We start from the raw sequence: 16,060 nt of genomic DNA, 5'->3' as shown, positions 1-16,060 counted from the left end.
CTCCCCTGAGCCGGACTACATCTTGATCAATTGCCACATGCTGACATTCATCGCCGCCGACTCCGCATGGGCGACCGCCGTTTCCATTCCGTTCAGTTCTGCATCGACCTGGAAGGCCTTTTTCTCGTCCTTCGCCATCTCGAAATAGACCTGCCAGGCAGTCAGCTTGTTGTAGACGATCATCTTCTTGCCCATGATGACGCCGATCTTGAAATTGACGATCACACCTTTGATGGACGCAACGACGAACGAGTGGGAGAAGGCCGTCATCTTCAACGCAATTCCGGTGAATTTGACGTCGGACGTCTTGATATAGAGGTCGCCGATGACGTTGATGCTCATCGCGAAGCCGCTGTTGATCTTTCTGGTGTGACCGAGAACGCCTGAATATTCATAGCCCGCGATGAACTTGACCGAGTCGGATTCGCTTGTCTTGATGTCCCGCTTGTCGGAGGAGTAGTACATCCCCTTCAGCGCCTTGATCTCAATGTCCGAGCCGGTCGATTTGAACTTCATCGTTCCGACGCCGACACCGGTATTGCCGGTCGTGATCGTGACCGAGCCATTGTCGGCGACAAGCTTCCAGTCGCCTTTGTCGATGGTGATCGTGTGACCGGCACCACTCACCGTTTCCCTCAGTCCCTTGGCGAATGTCTCGTAAACGCCCAGGCCGGATTTCAGAAGGAAATGGCCGGTGGAGGAAATGGAAATACCCGTCAGGCCGGAGGTTGCAACGCCGTTCGGCAGATGGCTGTCCTCGTCGCCGCCGACATATTCTTCCAAACGCAGATACTGCCCGCTGAAAGGATCGGAACCGCCATTCCGGGGAACGGCGATATAGATATGCTTGGACGTCCAGTCCGAAGACCGCGTATTGACATTGCTGCTCATCACTGCCCCTCCCGCTTCAGTCAGCCCGTCGGATTCAAGACGGTCGGCTGACCTGGAGACGTTATGCCGACCGAATTCACGGTCAGTCCGTTTTCAAATGGCATATCCATCAGCGACCTTCCCGCCGGTTGGCCCTGGACAAGCAGCCGTATAGATCCCTTGCCGGACCGGCTCGCACTCATCGGCAGGCCGGAGATCAGGCCCGGGCCGGGACCTGCGATGCAGGCGGGAATAATGGAAAGCATCGTGTGAATGAAAAACGCGATGTAATAAAACGCGAATTGCGATGGAATGGTGGAAGCGCGAAATCCCGCTGCCGGAACAACCATCGGCACCGGGCCCACAGGCGTTACCTGAAGATATGGGTCAACCGGCGACAAATCCACCGAGGGGATCGGTCCGGAGCTATTCAAAAACGGCACGGCCTGTTCCTTTCAATTCAAATCAAGGAGTTGCTTCAACCCAACCAGCGCGCGCGCAGGCAAAGTGTGCTGCAGATTACATTTCGCCTTCCAGCCTGACCTGATCCGGACGATAAGCCTGCGCGATCAGCCGGGGCTCCAGCGTGGGTACGGTGCTGCCGGTGACGCCGGACAGCAAAGCTCCGGACAAATCGGTCGCGTGCAACTTGGTCATGCTGAATTGCGCCGCCGCGAAATTCGCCGCGCTGCAGTCCGCATTGGAAAAATCGGCAAAATCCAGTTTCGCCTTTTCGAACATCACAGCCTGGCAGTCGGCACTGTCGAACACCGCCATATTCAGTTGTGTGCCGGTGAAATTGGCTGCCTTGACCGTTGCGTTCGCCAAAACGGCATTGTTCATGTTCGCCTTTTCAAAACGCGCCCCGGAAATATCCGAGCCTGCGAGCATGGCGAAACGAAATTCCGTATCGCGAAAATCCGACCTAGTCACATTGCTGTTCACAAACGAGGTCTGCGTCAGGTCGCAGCCCTGAAAATTGACGTTTTCCACCTGCGCATTGACGAGTGCGCATTCGCGAAACCGCTGTCCGGACAGATCCTTGTTGCTCAGGTTCGCATCCGTCATCAGGATCTGATGAAAGGATGTGCCGGTCAGATTTGCCTGCCGCAGGTCCGCACCGCTGATGACGCCCCTGAAAAGACTTGCGCCTTCCAGATCGATCCGATCGATCGTGCTTTCCGCGAATGACGCCCGTTCCAACATTGCCCCCCTGAAAGAGGCGTCGGTCAGGTCGCAGCACATGAAAGCCCCTTCGTCGATGCCGATCTCATGGAACCGGGCATTCGCCAGATTTGTTTTCATGAAGTAGGTCGATTTGAAACTGCAGCCGTGAAATTGCGCGTGCTCGCCCTTGCCGATCAGAAACTCGCTCTCTTCGAACACACATTCGAGGAACGCCGCGCCGGAAAAATCGCATGATGCCAGGACGCTTTCGTTGAACCGGCACCGCATGAAGCGGGAGCGGGTGAAATTGCAGTCCGCAAACTTTGCTTCGGTGAATTCGGCATCCTCAAAGGTTCGCCGGGAGAAATCCTCCCTGTTCAAGGACACGCCGAACTCGATTTGTATCAGCAGCTCCTCCAGGGTCATGACGCGGGCAACTCCAGAAGCGTGTGACCCAGATTTGCATGGGTCAGGTCGGCGGAGGCAACCTGTGCGCCGCGCAGATTGGCCGAATAGAGGCTTGCACCGCGAAAGCTCGTGAACCGGGCATCGCTCGAATTGAGCTGCGCCTCCATGAGGTCGGTGCCGAAGAAATCCGAATGCCTGAGATCCGATTCATTGAAGACGGCCTTGCGGGCACGCGAGACCCTGAAGTCCGTCGACTGCATGTTGCAGCCCAGGAACAGACCGTCGCGCACATCCGATTTCCGGAAACAGCACAAGCTCAGGTTTGCTTCGAGGAACGAAGACACCAGCATTCTGATACCCTTGAAGCTGCTTTCCGGCAGTTGGGATTTTCCGACGAATGTGGACCTGTCGAATACCGCCTCGTCCCAGCGGGAGGACCGCGCGGAGAGTTTGACGAACAATTGCCGGTCGAAACCTGCTTTGGCCCAGGAAGAGTTTTCCGCTGCACATTCGATGAACATGCATTTGACGAATTTTGCCCCATCGAACCGCGCATCGGTCAGATTGCAGGTGTTGAAGACGCAATTTTCAAATATCGCCCCGCTCAGATCGGCATCCGAAAAGCTGCAATTCTGTGCGACAAGACCGGAAAAGCTGGCCTGTTTCATTGAGGCGGAAGCGAAATTCGCCTCAAGAAGAAGGCGGTCGGAAAACCGGCTGCGGTCGAGTTTCGCATTGACCGCGTTCGCCTTGGCCAAGTTTGTCCTTGAAAAGTCGCAGTCCGACGCGTTGGCGTTGGCCAGCACCACCGCGGTCAATGCACCGCCGGAAAAATTCGAGCCCTGGATATTTGCAGAGGTCAGATCGGATTGCTCCATCAGCACGCCTTGAAGATCCAGACCCTGCAAATCCGCACCGGCAAGATTGGCGTTGGCGATGTCGCGCCGGGCAAAGGACGTACCGGCAGCAACATGGTCGACAATCAATCGACCCAGCCGGTCCCGCACCGATTGGGCATAGTTCTCCAGCGGATAGACCGGTTCGGGAATGTAGGTACGCTCGTGATCGCCGGACAAAAGAAATCCGCGCGCTTCTTCGTCCAGCTCCGCAAAGAAGATCTCTTCCGTGGTTTCAGCCGCGTCCTGGCCCTTTTTGAGAATATCGGCCACCGATTTCACATCGGGTTTCGGCACCGGCATTTTGGCGCGCGCTTTCAGCGCTTCCATCACCGGGGGCAGTTCACCACCGGCACTGGAGGGCAGGATGTCCGCCAGCAGTGCATCGATCTTTTGAGCGCCCTTCTGGGCAGCCGCACTCATTTCCTTCATGCCTGCAGCGATAGACGCCACATCGATAGGTTTTGCCTCCAGAAATTTCGGATCGGACAAAGCGTCGTCCGGCGCAACCTGTTCGCCGCCTCGCGGAGCCAGCGGAGCGTCGCTCGCCTGTTGGGAAAACTCCTTCAGGCGCTGTTGCATCTCGTAGAACGGATCGGCTTCAGGCAAGGCAAGCGCACGCGCCTTTGCGAGATGGAACACGTCCTCGCCGCCTGCGGAGCTGCCCGGCAGTGTCTTCAGGATCTCGTCGATGCTGTCCAACGCCGCCTGATCCACTTCCGGGTCCATTTCGGCGAGCGGCTGGATCGAGGTTGCTGTCCTGGCCTCCTCGTCCTTAAGCAGCTTCTTGCCGATCTTGCCGAAATTCGATCCCAGATCGTCCAGCCTGGCGGCCGCCTCGATAAGCTGTTTCGCGTTCGGGTCGTTGGTCTCAATCGCCTTTTGAATGACTGCCGTCGCATCCTTGGGAACCGGAATGCCCTTGGCGGAAAGTTTTGCAAACTCCGTTGTGCGCAACGCATCGAATTGGGCATGGGCCGCTCCCATGGCGGCAAGCAGATCCTTGACCGTTTTTGCAAGATCGATCTTGCCGGCGGCAAGATCCTTGGGGTTCGGCAAAGGCAGGCGCGGCGCTTTCGGCAGGGTTTCCTTCGGCAGGAACATCGCAGGCAGTTTGCTGTCCTTTATCATCTTGTCGGCGGCAAATTGAAACTGCTTGTCGAATTTCGCGGCAATCGACTCGCTGTATGCGTCAGACCGCAGTTTCAGCTCTTCTGCTTCGGCCTGGGACATCGGCGGCATGAGCTGCGTATCGTTGAGCGTATGCAGGGCGCCTTCCGCCGGATCGGACCGCAGCCTGAAAACTTCCGCGTAGTATTCGGCCGGACGGGGCGCGTCGCTCAGGCGTTCGGCTCCGACGACGAGCGCCACGACATTGGAAACCTTGTCGTCATCCGCGCGGATGGCCGCCCGGTAATAGAGGCCGCCAAATCCGCCTGTTCCGAAAATCCAGACCGTTTCCAGACGCAGGTCCAGATCGGTGAAACGCTCCGCCTTCCTGTCGTGGATTGCCACAAGCCTCGGACGCAAACCGGGAAGCGCGGAATTGATTACCGGATCTGTGCCGGACATTCCCACCACAGTGACAGGCTCGTCACCGGTCAGGCTGCCAGACGTGCGCTGATCGAGTGGTGCGACGTTGAAATAGGCATTTTCAAAGCCCGGCGGCATACCGGGGAAGGTCGTGGTCAGCCACTGCGCCCGCGGGTCGCCGAGTTTCGATTTGCGCAGCGGATGTTCGTGGCCGAGCGGGCCAAAAAGAACAGGTTCAGGCCGGTCGGCCGGCTGCAGGATCAGCTTGTCCGGATTTTCGATATTGGGTAGCGCGGCATGTCCGAAATGGTCGAGAATATAGGCCGGATCATGCCCCCGCCCGTCCGGATTGAGGGGATGGGTTTCACTGCCATAAGCATGCGCCGGGGTCAGCGGCATAGCTTCGAAGGGTTCGGCATCGCGCAGTACGATCCGGTCGGTTTCCTTCACCCAGTGTCTGTCGCCGAAAACAGTGGCTCTTTTTTCTATCGGACCGACGCGGACAAGAAGATCCTGCGCCTTTACGCTGGTGCCCGACGGTGCCCTCGCCTCCCCGGCGATCAGAAGTTCCGGGCATTCCTTCGGAAACCCCATGTCCAGGAAGCCGCCGTCAGGGAAATGTCCGGTGGACTTTTCCATATATTCAGCTTCGGAAAGCAGGCTCCCCGGCTCGCTCAGACTGAAGCCGAAATAGACCGTTGCATACAGAACATGCTTGTCGGCAAGCGGCTGTACGTTCTGAATACACGAGAGGCGAAAAGGCTTATATAAGTCGGGCATATGCGAACCTTATTTTCAGCCAATTAACCACCTCTCGTCTTCATTTTTGTGAAGGCATTATTTATCTGTCCCGACAGCTGAAAAACTCGCGGAAAAGCTATGCTTTCTTACCGTTTCGGAAGGACATTATGCTCGGGTCCAAAGGGGAAACAGGTGATGTTTTCCGCGCCGGTCTCGGTCACGATCAGGATGTCGTGTTCGCGGTAACCGCCCGCCCCGGCCCGGCCTTCAGGCACCATGATCATCGGTTCCATGGAGACCACCATGCCCGGCTCAAGCACGGTTTCGACATCCTCTCTGAGTTCCACCGAGGCCTCGCGGCCGTAGTAGTGGCTGAGGACACCGAAGGAATGGCCATAGCCAAAGCTGCGGTACTTGAGCAGATCATGGCCGCGGTAGATGTCGTTGAGTTCGGCGGCGATATCAGAGCACTTTGCGCCTGGCCTGATGAGTTTCAGGCCTTCGCGGTGAACGTGGCAGTTGATTTCCCAGAGACGCAGATGCGCGTCGGGGACGTATTCGCAGAAGAGCGTGCGTTCCAGAGCGGTGTAATAGCCGAAGATCATCGGGAAGCAGTTGAGGCTGAGAATGTCGCCTGCCTCGACCCGCTTGTTGGTGACCGGATTGTGCGCACCGTCCGTGTTGATGCCCGACTGGAACCAGGTCCAGGTGTCCATCAGTTCGACGAAGGGGAAGGACCCGGCGATCTCGCGGATCATGGCGTTGGTGGAAGCCATCGCTACCTCGTGCTCGGGAACGCCGGCCGCGACCACCTCCACAAGGGCGGCTCCACCAACATCGCAGATTCTGGCGCCTTCGCGGATGAGCACATGTTCTTCCGCGCTCTTGATCGTGCGCTGCGCCATGGCGTCCGCGGCGATATCCACGAACTCGACGCCCGGCAGGGCCGCTTCGAGCTGCTTCAGAAAATCGAGGGAGGCATGATCGAACTCGATGCCGATCCGTTTCACCGACGGGTTCGGCATCTCCAGCAACGACTGGATGGCATGGAAATAATTATCGCGACGCCAGTCCGTATAGATGACCGTATCGCCATGCGTCCGGCGCCATGGCTGGCCACCGTCGATGCCCGCGGCAATGGTGACCGCCTTTTCCTGGGTAACGAGGAAGCCGTATTTTCGGCCGAAATAGCAGTAGAGGAAGCCGGAGTAATAACAGATGTTGTGGTAGGAGGTGAACAGGCAGGCGTCGATCCGCCGCTCCGCCATGAGCTTTCTGAGCCCGTTCTGCCTGCGGTCCATCTCTGAGGGCGAGAAGGGCGAGAAGGCCTTTTCGCCGTTGTTCATCTCGTAGATACGGATCATGTCGTCACTCATCGGATGTCTCCTTTTCCCTTCGGGTCCCCGACCCGGATGGCCTTTGGCCGTTGCAGGTTTCCGGTTTTTGGGCCTGAAACGCAAAACGGGCCGGCTTCCGAAAAAGAAGCCGGCCCGCCAGGCCCGTAATCAGATTGTCTGCTGCCGGGAAAGTCCTTCGGACCCGTCCCCCGGTGGCTGGCGTTCCGCCACCGGCTCCTGTGGAATGCAGCGGAGCCGATAAGGCTCCTTACCGGGTCAACCCGGCGTAAGTCCCCTCAGTCGTTCCGACCTGCGGCGCAGCATCTCCAGCACGGTCAGAAGAACGATCGAAATTGCCACCATCAGCGATGCCACCGCCAGAATGGTCGGAGAAATCTGTTCGCGCAGCCCGGTAAACATCTGCCAGGGCAGGGTCTTCTGACCGGCCGACCCCAGGAACAGCACCACCACCACTTCGTCGAAGGAGGTGATGAAGGCGAACAGGGCGCCGGAAACGACGCCAGGAATGATCAGCGGCATCTGTACCTTGAAGAAAGTGGTGACCGGGTTCGCGCCAAGGCTCGCCGATGCCCGCACCAGGGACCGGTCGAAACCGACCAGCGTCGCCGTCACCGTGATGATCACGAAGGGCGTGCCGAGTGCGGAATGGGCCAGCACAACGCCCCAGTAGGTGCCCTGCAGGCCGATACGGGAATAGAAGAAATACATGCCGGCAGCGGAGATGATCAGCGGCACGATCATCGGCGAGATCAGCACGGCCATGATGGCCGGCTTGTAGGGCACATGAGACTGGGACAGGCCAACCGCGGCGATTGTGCCGAAGGATGTTGCCAGCAGCGTTGCCACAGGCGCGATCATCACCGAATTGGTGAGGGCCTGCTGCCAGTCGGGGTTGGTGAAGAAGTCCTGATAGTGCTTGAAGGAATAGCCGGCAGGATTCAGCGCCAGCATTTCCTTGGTGAAGGTGAAGAAATCCTGGGCGTTGAAGCTGAGCGGCAGGATCACCAGGATCGGAAAGATCAGAAAGAAGAAGATCAGTCCGCAGATCACCCGGAAGGAGTAGTACCAGGTCCGCTGCAAGGGGGACGCATAGGGGGGGAGTGCGCTCATATCTTGGCCTAGCCCAGTTTCACGTTATCGATGCCGACGATCTTGTCGTAGACAACAAAGAGAACCATCACGGCGACGAGGAGCAGGGTACCCAGAGCGGCTGCCAACCCCCAGTTCAGCGACGAGGAAATGTGATAGGCGATCCGGTTCGAGATGAAGATGCCCGATGTGCCGCCCACCAGTTCCGGTGTGATGTAATAGCCGATCGACAGGATGAAGACGAGCACCGCGCCCGCGCCGATCCCCGGTACGGATTGCGGGAAATAGACCCGCCAGAACGCCGTCCAGTCATTGGCGCCAAGGCTCTTTGCCGCGCGCACGTAGGTCGGCGAGATGGTTTTCATCACCGAATAGAGCGGCAGGATCATGAAGGGCAGAAGAATATGCGTCATGGCGATGATCGTGCCGGTCTGGTTGTTGATCATCACCAGACGGCTCGCGTCACTGATCAGACCGGTCCAGACCAGGAAGTCGTTGATCACCCCCTGTTGCTGCAAAAGCACTTTCCATGCCGATGTGCGGACCAGGAGACTGGTCCAGAAGGGCAGCAGCACAAGGATCATCAGGAGATTCGAACTGCGCAGCGGCAAAGCCGCGAGCAGAAACGCGATCGGATAGCCGAGCAGCAGGCAGGAAACGGTGATCACGATCGACAGGAACAGGGTTCTGCCGAACAGGAGCATGTAGATCCGCTCATCTTCCGGCTTCATCTGGATACCATCGGCCGTTCTCTGCGCGTCGAAGGCGTTCAGGAAATAGCCATCGGTGTAACGCGGCGAGAATTGCCGCAGCACCTGCCAGGTGGCGACTTCGCCCCATTTGTCGTCCGCATCAAGAAACTGTTCCTTGAACGGGCCGGCCTCGTCCATGCGGTTGACGCGCCGTCCGGTCTTGCGGAACAGGCTGGAAATACCGCTTTCCTCGTAGTTCAGCCGGGAGCCGAGGCGGGTGTGTTTCTTTTCCTCGACGGCGACCGCCAGATCCCCGTAAAGAGCGGCGAAGACCGCTTCGTCGGGCACCTGTGCGGACTCCGGGTCCCAAACACGCAGGGCGGCCACGGTTCTGGGAAGCGTCTCCTCGACGATGCCGTTTTCAACGGACCGGAAGAGCATGTCCACGATCGGTGCGACAAAGGTCAGCAGCACGAAGATGAGCAACGGTGCGATCAGCGCGAGGGAACGCAGTTTTTCCCTGCGCAGCGCCCTGGCAAGGGCCGCCTTGAGCGGCTTTCCGTCCTTCGTGGTGAGAACCTGACCGGCTGTGGTATCGCTCATGAAACAGTCTTCCGCAAATCAATTTGAAGGTCCGGGCGGGACTTCACCCACCCGGACCGGAGCCTCAATGGCTTACTGGGACAGCCACGCCTGGAATTTGGCGTCGATGTCGTCACGGTAATCCGCCCACCACTCATAGTTATAGAGGAAGGTGTTCTTGGCGTTGTTCGGATCGGTCGGCATATGCGGAGCCATGTCGATGCCGAGATCAGCATGCTTGCCGACCAGCGGAGCGGACGACTTGCGGGCCGGGCCGTAGGAGATGTACTTCGCCTGATCCGCCAGACGCTGAGTGTCCGTGGCGAATTTGAGGAAGTCCTTCACCCGGGCAAGGCGGTCTTCCGGAAGTCCGGCCGGGATGATCCAGCCGTCAAGGTCGAACACCTGGGCGTCCCACAGCATCTTCACCGGCTGCTTCTGCTCTTCGATCAGAGCAAACAGGCGACCGTTGTAGGTGGAGCCGATCACGACTTCGCTGTCAGCCAGAAGCTGCGGCGTTTCCGCACCTGCGGACCACCAGACGACGCTGTCCTTGATGGTGTCGAGCTTCTTGAACGCACGGTCCTGACCTTCTTCGGTTTCCAGAACCTCGTAGACGTCGTCCTTTGCAACGCCGTCACACAGCAGTGCCCATTCCATGTTGTTGATCGGACGCTTTTCCAGGGCGCGCTTGCCCGGGAAGGCTTCCAGATCGAACACGTCGCAAATGTCGTCCGGCTCCTTGCCGCCCCAGTCCGCAACGTCGGAGCGGTAGCCGAAGGTGGTGGAATAGACGATCTGCGGAATGAAGCACTCGGAGACCAGCAGGTCGCCGAAATCGTCCGCCGCAGAGGTGCCGTCCGGAGCTGCCGCAAGATCCGTGTCCGGATCGATTTCCATTGCCAGGCCTTCGTCGCACAGACGAATGGCGTCGGACGCAACAACGTCAACCAGGTCCCAGGTGACGTTACCGGCTTCGTTCATTGCGCGCAGTTTCGCAACGGCTTCAGCGGAGGACTCGTCCCAGATCACGTTGATGTCCGGATGGTCCGCGACATAGGGATCCGCGTAGGCAGCCTTCTGGGACGCCTGATAAGCGCCGCCCCAGGAGACCAGGGTCATGTCTTCAGCAACGGCAGCGCCGCCGGCAAAAGCCAGAGCGGTGCCTGCAAGAATTACGGTTTTGAGCTTCATGGATTCTAGCTCCCTCTTTTAGGATTTTAACGGATGCTCTTCCGTTTTGGTCGCTGACGGCCGGGACCCGGCCGCCGGGCGATTTCAGACAACAGCGTCGAGTGCCTTGCAGTCGTTCAGAGCCCAGCCCACCTGGACTGTCTCACCGACATTCAGCTTGCGCTTCTCTCCGCGGTTGCGAACCTTGACGATGAACTCGTTATTGCCGGCGACGTTCATGCGAACGCGGATATGGTCGCCGAGATAGATGAGTTCCTCAATCCGGCCATTGACCAGATTGTCCATCGATGTGTTGGTGTCGAACTCCACCCGTTCCGGCCGCAGCGACAAGGTCGTCCTGTCGCCCACAGCGGACACGTTGACCCTGTCCGCCTTGAGCTGGCTGCCGTCATCGAGTTCGACGAGGCATTCGCCTCCCTGAACCTCGATCACCTTGCCGTTCAGCTTGTTGTTTTCGCCGATGAACTGGGCGACGAACGAGTTCTGGGGTTCCTCGTAAAGGTCGTCCGGCGTCGACAGCTGCTGGATGATGCCGTCATTGAACACGGCTACCCGGTCTGACATGGTCAGGGCCTCGGTCTGGTCGTGCGTGACATAGACCACGGTAACGCCGAGATTCTCGTGAATGTGCTTGATTTCATACTGCATCTGCTCGCGCAGCTGCTTGTCGAGCGCGCCGAGCGGTTCGTCCATCAGCACAAGTTCCGGGTCGAAAACCAGCGCGCGGGCCACGGCGACACGCTGCTGCTGACCGCCGGACAGTTGCGCCGGACGGCGGTTTCCGAATGCGCCGAGCTCGACCATTTCAAGCGCCCGCTGCACCTTCTCACGCTGATCCGCCTTGCCAACGCCGCGAACCTGAAGCGGAAACGCCAGGTTTTCGGCCACCGTCATGTGCGGAAACAGAGCGTAGTTCTGAAAGACCATGCCGATGCCGCGCTTGTGCGGCGGAACGTTGTTGATCGGCCGGTCGTTGAGAAAGATCTCACCGTGGGTCGCCGGCTCGAAACCCGCCAGCATCATCAGGCAGGTGGTTTTTCCGGATCCCGACGGCCCGAGCATGGTCAGGAATTCGCCAGGTGGGATGTCGAGATTGAGGTTCTTTACGACAAGGGTTTCCCCGTCATAGCTCTTTTGAACGCCGTCATACTTAACAGCAGCGCCCCTTGTGTTCGCCATTTTGTCCCCAAGTCCGGTTCATTATTATTAGGCGCGTAGCCAACAACCCTCAGGTGACGATCATCCCCCTAGAGCTATCGATTGACACGAACCTGCATAGAAAAACAAAATTGCCGCCGCATTGAAAGGGGGCATTGAAAAAAAATGGATTTTTTTTGATCAGCCGGTGAATTAATATTTTGCACTGAAGCGGCCTGGCGGAATTTTTACTCAAGACAAATCCCCCGGAGAAAGGAATATCTTCTTCCGGATGGAAGTATCTCTAGATCAACCTGCTTTCCGGGAAAAGCAGTAAGATTGACCGGTTTGAAGCGTCAGCGCCATTGTATCTGCGTTCGCCCGCGTAACGAAGGTTCAACAGCCACGGCCCACCGGCGATCTTCACGAGGAGTATACCTTATAATTTCTTGTTTCAGTTGTCCGGGAACGTCACAAAATGATTCCTGAGCGGCACCTTTCTGCGATTAAAGCTCCCCCAGCAACCCGGCCTTGGCATCTGCCTGAATAAGAAGCAGGTTCTGGTGAACGCAGATCCCAAGCGTATAGTCGGACAAACAACAGTCACTCACAGGACATCCGACCATGACCGATATCCGTCCACATGAGATTTCCGTTCCGGCCCCCCAGCCCGACGATGCCCGTCTGCATTTCATCGGGCGCATCCACACGCCCTGGAACGACAGAAAAGAGTGCCCGCACCAGGGCAAGATCGACGGCCCTGAATGCCGGATCGAGATTTTCGAGCCCTGGGTCCAGGCGCTCGAGGGCATCGAAAAATTCGAGCGTGTCGAAGTGCTCTACTGGCTCGACAAGTCGCGGCGGGACCTGGTGATCCAGAATCCGGATCATAGCGAGGGGACCTCCGGCACCTTCGCCCTGCGCTCTCCCGTGCGGCCGAATCCGATCGGAACCGTTATCGCCAGGCTCGTCTCGGTCGAGGGAGCGAACCTGATCGTTCGCGGGCTCGATTGCCTGAACGGGACACCGCTCATCGACCTGAAACCCGACCGCTGCACCTTTACTCCCAAAACACCTCCTGCTTCCTGACGGTGCGACCTCCGGGACGGGATCGCGAAAGCAGGTTCGCTTGACAAGCCCGGTGCGGAAATGACACTCGACGGCGAAACCGCTCGTGCGAAGCGGCCCTGGGAGACCTACATGCAGACAAATCCTGAAACCGGCGAGACCGGTGTCAATGAAGTCGTGTCCATCGAACGGCACGGGCCGGTCGCGCTCGTCGCCCTTGACAATCCGCCGGTGAACGCCGCTTCGCATGCCCTGCGCACGGGCCTGTGTCAGGCGATCGAGCGCCTGCAGGACGATCCGGACATTGCGGCCATCGGGCTCTACGCGAAGGGCCGGACATTCATCGCCGGTGCGGACATAAGGGAATTCGGCAAGCCGCCGCTCGACCCTTGGCTGCCCGAGGTCTGCAATTTTCTGGAGAACTCGGCCAAACCCATTGCCTGCATTCTGCACGGGACAACGCTTGGCGGCGGCCTGGAAGTCGCGCTGTCCTGCCACGCCCGTGTCGCACTCAAGGGGACGAAAGCCGGCTTTCCGGAAGTGACCCTCGGCATTCTGCCCGGCGCCGGCGGAACCCAGAGGGCACCGCGGCTGGCGGGCATCCCCGCCGCCCTCGACATGATCACCAGCGGCAGACAGATCAGCGCGGAAGAGGCTCTGAAATACGGCCTTGTCGACAGGCTGAGCGAGAACAATCCGCGCGAGTCTGCGCTGCAGGCGGCGCAGGACCTGATCGACGGCAAGCTGGCGGTGCGCAAGACCGGCGACCTGGACGTCGTGCCGGACGATGCCGCCTGTCAGGCCATGCGGGAGAAACTCGCCAGATCCCAGCCTCTTCTTTATTCACCGCACAAATGCGTGGACGCCGTCGAGGCGAGCAGGCTGCCCATCGCCGAGGGTCTGAAGGAAGAACGCCGTCTTTACGACGCGTGTATGGATAGCCCCCAGCGCGCGGGCCTGATCCATGCGTTTTTCGCCGAACGGGCCGTCGCCAAGATCCCGGAAGCAGCCGCCAAACCCAGGGACATCGCGTCCATCGGCGTGATCGGCGGGGGAACCATGGGCTCGGGCATCGCGACCGCGGCGCTGCTGGCCGGTTTTCCGGTCACATTGAGCGAACGCGATCAGGCAGGGCTGGATCGCGGCACGGCTGCTATCAGCCGCAATCTGGACGGGGCCGTGAAGCGCGGCAAACTCTCGCCGGAAGGACGCGAGGCGATCCTCGCGTCGAAACTCGTGACTTCCACCGATCTTGCCGCCCTGTCACAGGCGGACCTGATCATCGAGGCGGTTTTCGAGGAGATGAGCGTCAAACGCGAGATCTTCGAAACCCTCGACAGGATCGCCAAACCCGGAGCCGTGCTGGCATCCAACACATCCTATCTCGATATCAACGAGATCGCGGCGATGACGAACCGGCCGGAAGACGTCATCGGCCTGCATTTCTTTTCCCCCGCCCACGTGATGCGGCTTCTGGAAGTCGTCGTTGCGGAGAAGACCAGCGCGGAGACGGTCGCGACGGGCTTTGCGCTTGCCAAGGCCTTGAAGAAGATCGCCGTTCGCTCCGGCGTCTGCGACGGCTTCATCGGCAACCGCATCATGACCTTCTACAAGAAGTCCGCCGACTACATGATGATGGACGGCGCATCACCGGAAGAGATCGACCGGGCGATGACCGGTTTCGGCTTTGCAATGGGCCCCTATCAGGTGGCCGATCTTGCCGGTCTCGACATCAGCTGGGCCGCCAACAAGCGTCGCGCGGCCACGCGTCCGGCGCAGGAGCGCTATATTCCGATTGCCGACCGGCTGTGTGAAAATGGCTGGTTCGGCCGCAAGAGCGGTCAGGGATTTTATCTATATGACAGCGAGGGCAGCCGCCCCAACCCGGCTGCGCTCGAGATCATCGAAGAGGAACGCGCCAGGGCCCGGATCGCGCCGCGCGGTTTTACCTCCGACGAGATCGTCAGCCGTTTCATGACCGCCATGATCCTGGAGGCGACCCGCGTGCTGGAAGAAGGCATTGCTCTGAGGCCCATCGATATCGACGCAGTGTTCCTCTTCGGCTACGGCTTCCCGCGCTTTCGCGGCGGGCCGATGCATGTGGCCGACCTTATCGGCGCCAGGGAGCTGGTGAGGCGGATCGAGGACTATGCGGCCGAAGATTCCTACTACTGGCGCGTCCCGGACCTGCTTCGCAAGATGGCCGAAAGCGGCGAGAGCTTCGCGTATATGAACGACAGAGGGTAACGGGAGCAAATTCCTTCTCGGCTGTTCTTAAAGGCATGCCCGCGGCTAAACCTTTTTCGCAGCTTCCAGCCCCCCCGCTGCATACCGCGGCACGGCGGCCGCGAGGCGAAGGCCCTGCTCCGGATTGGAGGCATTGCCGTCGAGCGCGCGCTTGCCAACACCCTGGAGGATCGCGCCCATGCGGAAGAAACAGAAGGCGAGATAGAAGCCGAAATCCGGAATACCGGAAAGACCCGTGCGGGCGCAGTAGCTGTCGATGAAGGCTTCGTCCTCCAGAATTCCCAGCGCTTTCCGGTCGACCCCGGCGAGGCCGCGTCCCTCCGGACCGGGCGGGAGCCGCCACTGCATGATCAGCGCCGCGAGATCGGCGAAGGGATGGCCGATGGTTGAAAGTTCCCAGTCGAGAACGGCAACGCAGGCTGGGCCATCTTCGGCAAAGAGCAGATTGTCGATGCGGTAATCGCCGTGAACCAGGGTCCGCATGCCATCCTCCGCCGGTACGTTGGCGTCCAGCCAGGCGATCAATTCCTCCATGGCCGCAATCGTTCCGGTTTCACTCGCCCGGTACTGTTTGGTCCAGCGATCGATCTGCCGCCGGTAGTAGTTGCCCGCCGGCCCGAAATCCGACAGGCCGCGCGCCTGCAGATCCACGCTGTGAATGGCCGCCAGAACGCGGTTCATCTCCTCATAGATGGCCGCGCGCATCTCAAGACCGGTTTCCGGCAGACGCGGATCGTCGAAGTTGCGGCCCCGAACCAGGCCCATCACGTAAAAGGCGGAGCCGATGACGCTTTCGTCCTCGCACAGGACATGCATCCGGGCGACAGGAACGTCCGACCCGGCCAGCGCCTTTTGGACCCGGAATTCCCGCTCGACGGCGTGGGCGGATTTCAGCAGCACGCCGGGCGGCTTGCGGCGCAGGACATAGTCGCCGGATGCGGCGCGCAGCCTGTAGGTGGGATTGGACTGGCCACGGTCGAATTTTTCCGCCCGCAGCGGGCCACGGAACCCGGGCAAGTGCACTTCGAGCCAGGTATCGAGAGCCTCAAGGTCCGGATCCGCCGCGCCTGCTTTCATG

Annotated in this window: 12 protein-coding genes; 2 read left to right on the top strand and 10 right to left on the bottom strand. The window is 59.4% G+C overall.

All coding sequences use genetic code 11. The features are described from left to right. Positions 1–15 precede the first annotated feature (15 nt). From CLV41_RS01085 to CLV41_RS01045, 9 genes are all read right to left on the bottom strand, one after another. The gene (locus tag CLV41_RS01085; protein WP_103220435.1) at positions 16–891 is read right to left on the bottom strand and encodes a hypothetical protein; all 876 of its coding nucleotides are present in this window, start codon (positions 889–891) and stop codon (positions 16–18) included. Positions 892–911: 20 nt separating this feature from the next. Further along, positions 912–1,313, bottom strand: a complete 402-nt coding sequence (locus tag CLV41_RS01080) for a hypothetical protein (RefSeq protein ID WP_146048469.1) — start codon at positions 1,311–1,313, stop codon at positions 912–914. A 76-nt stretch (positions 1,314–1,389) separates the two neighbouring features. Continuing rightward, the gene (locus tag CLV41_RS01075) at positions 1,390–2,463 is read right to left on the bottom strand and encodes a pentapeptide repeat-containing protein (RefSeq protein ID WP_103220433.1); all 1,074 of its coding nucleotides are present in this window, start codon (positions 2,461–2,463) and stop codon (positions 1,390–1,392) included. Next, entirely contained in the window at positions 2,460–5,654 is a 3,195-nt protein-coding gene (locus tag CLV41_RS01070) for a DUF2169 family type VI secretion system accessory protein (RefSeq protein WP_103220432.1), read from the bottom strand. Before CLV41_RS01070 ends, CLV41_RS01075 begins: the two co-directional genes overlap by 4 nt. A 107-nt stretch (positions 5,655–5,761) precedes the next feature. Further along, complete coding sequence (locus CLV41_RS01065) at positions 5,762–6,991, bottom strand: M24 family metallopeptidase (protein ID WP_103220431.1); 1,230 nt, start codon at positions 6,989–6,991, stop codon at positions 5,762–5,764. Positions 6,992–7,228: 237 nt separating this feature from the next. After that, a complete protein-coding gene (locus tag CLV41_RS01060; RefSeq protein WP_103220430.1) occupies positions 7,229–8,083 on the bottom strand; it encodes an ABC transporter permease in 855 nt (284 codons plus the stop codon). An 8-nt stretch (positions 8,084–8,091) separates the two neighbouring features. Next, on the bottom strand, positions 8,092–9,357 hold the full coding sequence (locus tag CLV41_RS01055; RefSeq protein ID WP_103220429.1) for an ABC transporter permease: 1,266 nt from the start codon (positions 9,355–9,357) through the stop codon (positions 8,092–8,094). Positions 9,358–9,429: 72 nt separating this feature from the next. Beyond that, on the bottom strand, positions 9,430–10,530 hold the full coding sequence (locus CLV41_RS01050) for an extracellular solute-binding protein (RefSeq protein WP_103220428.1): 1,101 nt from the start codon (positions 10,528–10,530) through the stop codon (positions 9,430–9,432). Between the two features lie 84 nt (positions 10,531–10,614). Then, entirely contained in the window at positions 10,615–11,709 is a 1,095-nt protein-coding gene (locus tag CLV41_RS01045) for an ABC transporter ATP-binding protein (RefSeq protein WP_103220427.1), read from the bottom strand. Between the two features lie 582 nt (positions 11,710–12,291). Here CLV41_RS01045 and tsaA point away from each other — a divergent pair. Together tsaA and CLV41_RS01035 are read left to right on the top strand one after the other, a co-directional pair. After that, a complete protein-coding gene (tsaA, locus tag CLV41_RS01040) occupies positions 12,292–12,756 on the top strand; it encodes a tRNA (N6-threonylcarbamoyladenosine(37)-N6)-methyltransferase TrmO (RefSeq protein ID WP_103220426.1) in 465 nt (154 codons plus the stop codon). 60 nt (positions 12,757–12,816) lie between these two features. Continuing rightward, a complete protein-coding gene (locus tag CLV41_RS01035) occupies positions 12,817–14,982 on the top strand; it encodes a 3-hydroxyacyl-CoA dehydrogenase NAD-binding domain-containing protein (RefSeq protein ID WP_328590027.1) in 2,166 nt (721 codons plus the stop codon). Between the two features lie 45 nt (positions 14,983–15,027). Here the strand turns inward: CLV41_RS01035 and CLV41_RS01030 are convergent, their stop codons facing one another. Beyond that, a complete protein-coding gene (locus CLV41_RS01030) occupies positions 15,028–16,059 on the bottom strand; it encodes a phosphotransferase family protein (protein WP_103220425.1) in 1,032 nt (343 codons plus the stop codon). Position 16,060: the final 1 nt, after the last annotated feature.

The sequence above is a fragment of the Roseibium marinum genome, from assembly GCF_002906165.1.
GTDB lineage: Bacteria > Pseudomonadota > Alphaproteobacteria > Rhizobiales > Stappiaceae > Roseibium > Roseibium marinum.
The sequence above is the reverse complement of the archived record's forward strand: the minus strand, read 5'-3'. Positions and strand labels throughout refer to the sequence as shown.

Bases quoted from the DNA above. Each gene is read 5' to 3' on its own strand.
- CLV41_RS01085 (WP_103220435.1), bottom strand. From the start codon at position 891: ATGAGCAGCAATGTCAATACGCGGTCTTCGGACTGGACGTCCAAGCAT.
- CLV41_RS01075 (WP_103220433.1), bottom strand. From the start codon at position 2,463: ATGACCCTGGAGGAGCTGCTGATACAAATCGAGTTCGGCGTGTCCTTG.
- CLV41_RS01070 (WP_103220432.1), bottom strand. From the start codon at position 5,654: ATGCCCGACTTATATAAGCCTTTTCGCCTCTCGTGTATTCAGAACGTA.
- CLV41_RS01065 (WP_103220431.1), bottom strand. From the start codon at position 6,991: ATGAGTGACGACATGATCCGTATCTACGAGATGAACAACGGCGAAAAG.
- CLV41_RS01060 (WP_103220430.1), bottom strand. From the start codon at position 8,083: ATGAGCGCACTCCCCCCCTATGCGTCCCCCTTGCAGCGGACCTGGTAC.
- CLV41_RS01055 (WP_103220429.1), bottom strand. From the start codon at position 9,357: ATGAGCGATACCACAGCCGGTCAGGTTCTCACCACGAAGGACGGAAAG.
- CLV41_RS01050 (WP_103220428.1), bottom strand. From the start codon at position 10,530: ATGAAGCTCAAAACCGTAATTCTTGCAGGCACCGCTCTGGCTTTTGCC.
- CLV41_RS01045 (WP_103220427.1), bottom strand. From the start codon at position 11,709: ATGGCGAACACAAGGGGCGCTGCTGTTAAGTATGACGGCGTTCAAAAG.
- tsaA (WP_103220426.1), top strand. From the start codon at position 12,292: ATGACCGATATCCGTCCACATGAGATTTCCGTTCCGGCCCCCCAGCCC.
- CLV41_RS01035 (WP_328590027.1), top strand. From the start codon at position 12,817: ATGACACTCGACGGCGAAACCGCTCGTGCGAAGCGGCCCTGGGAGACC.
- CLV41_RS01030 (WP_103220425.1), bottom strand. From the start codon at position 16,059: ATGAAAGCAGGCGCGGCGGATCCGGACCTTGAGGCTCTCGATACCTGG.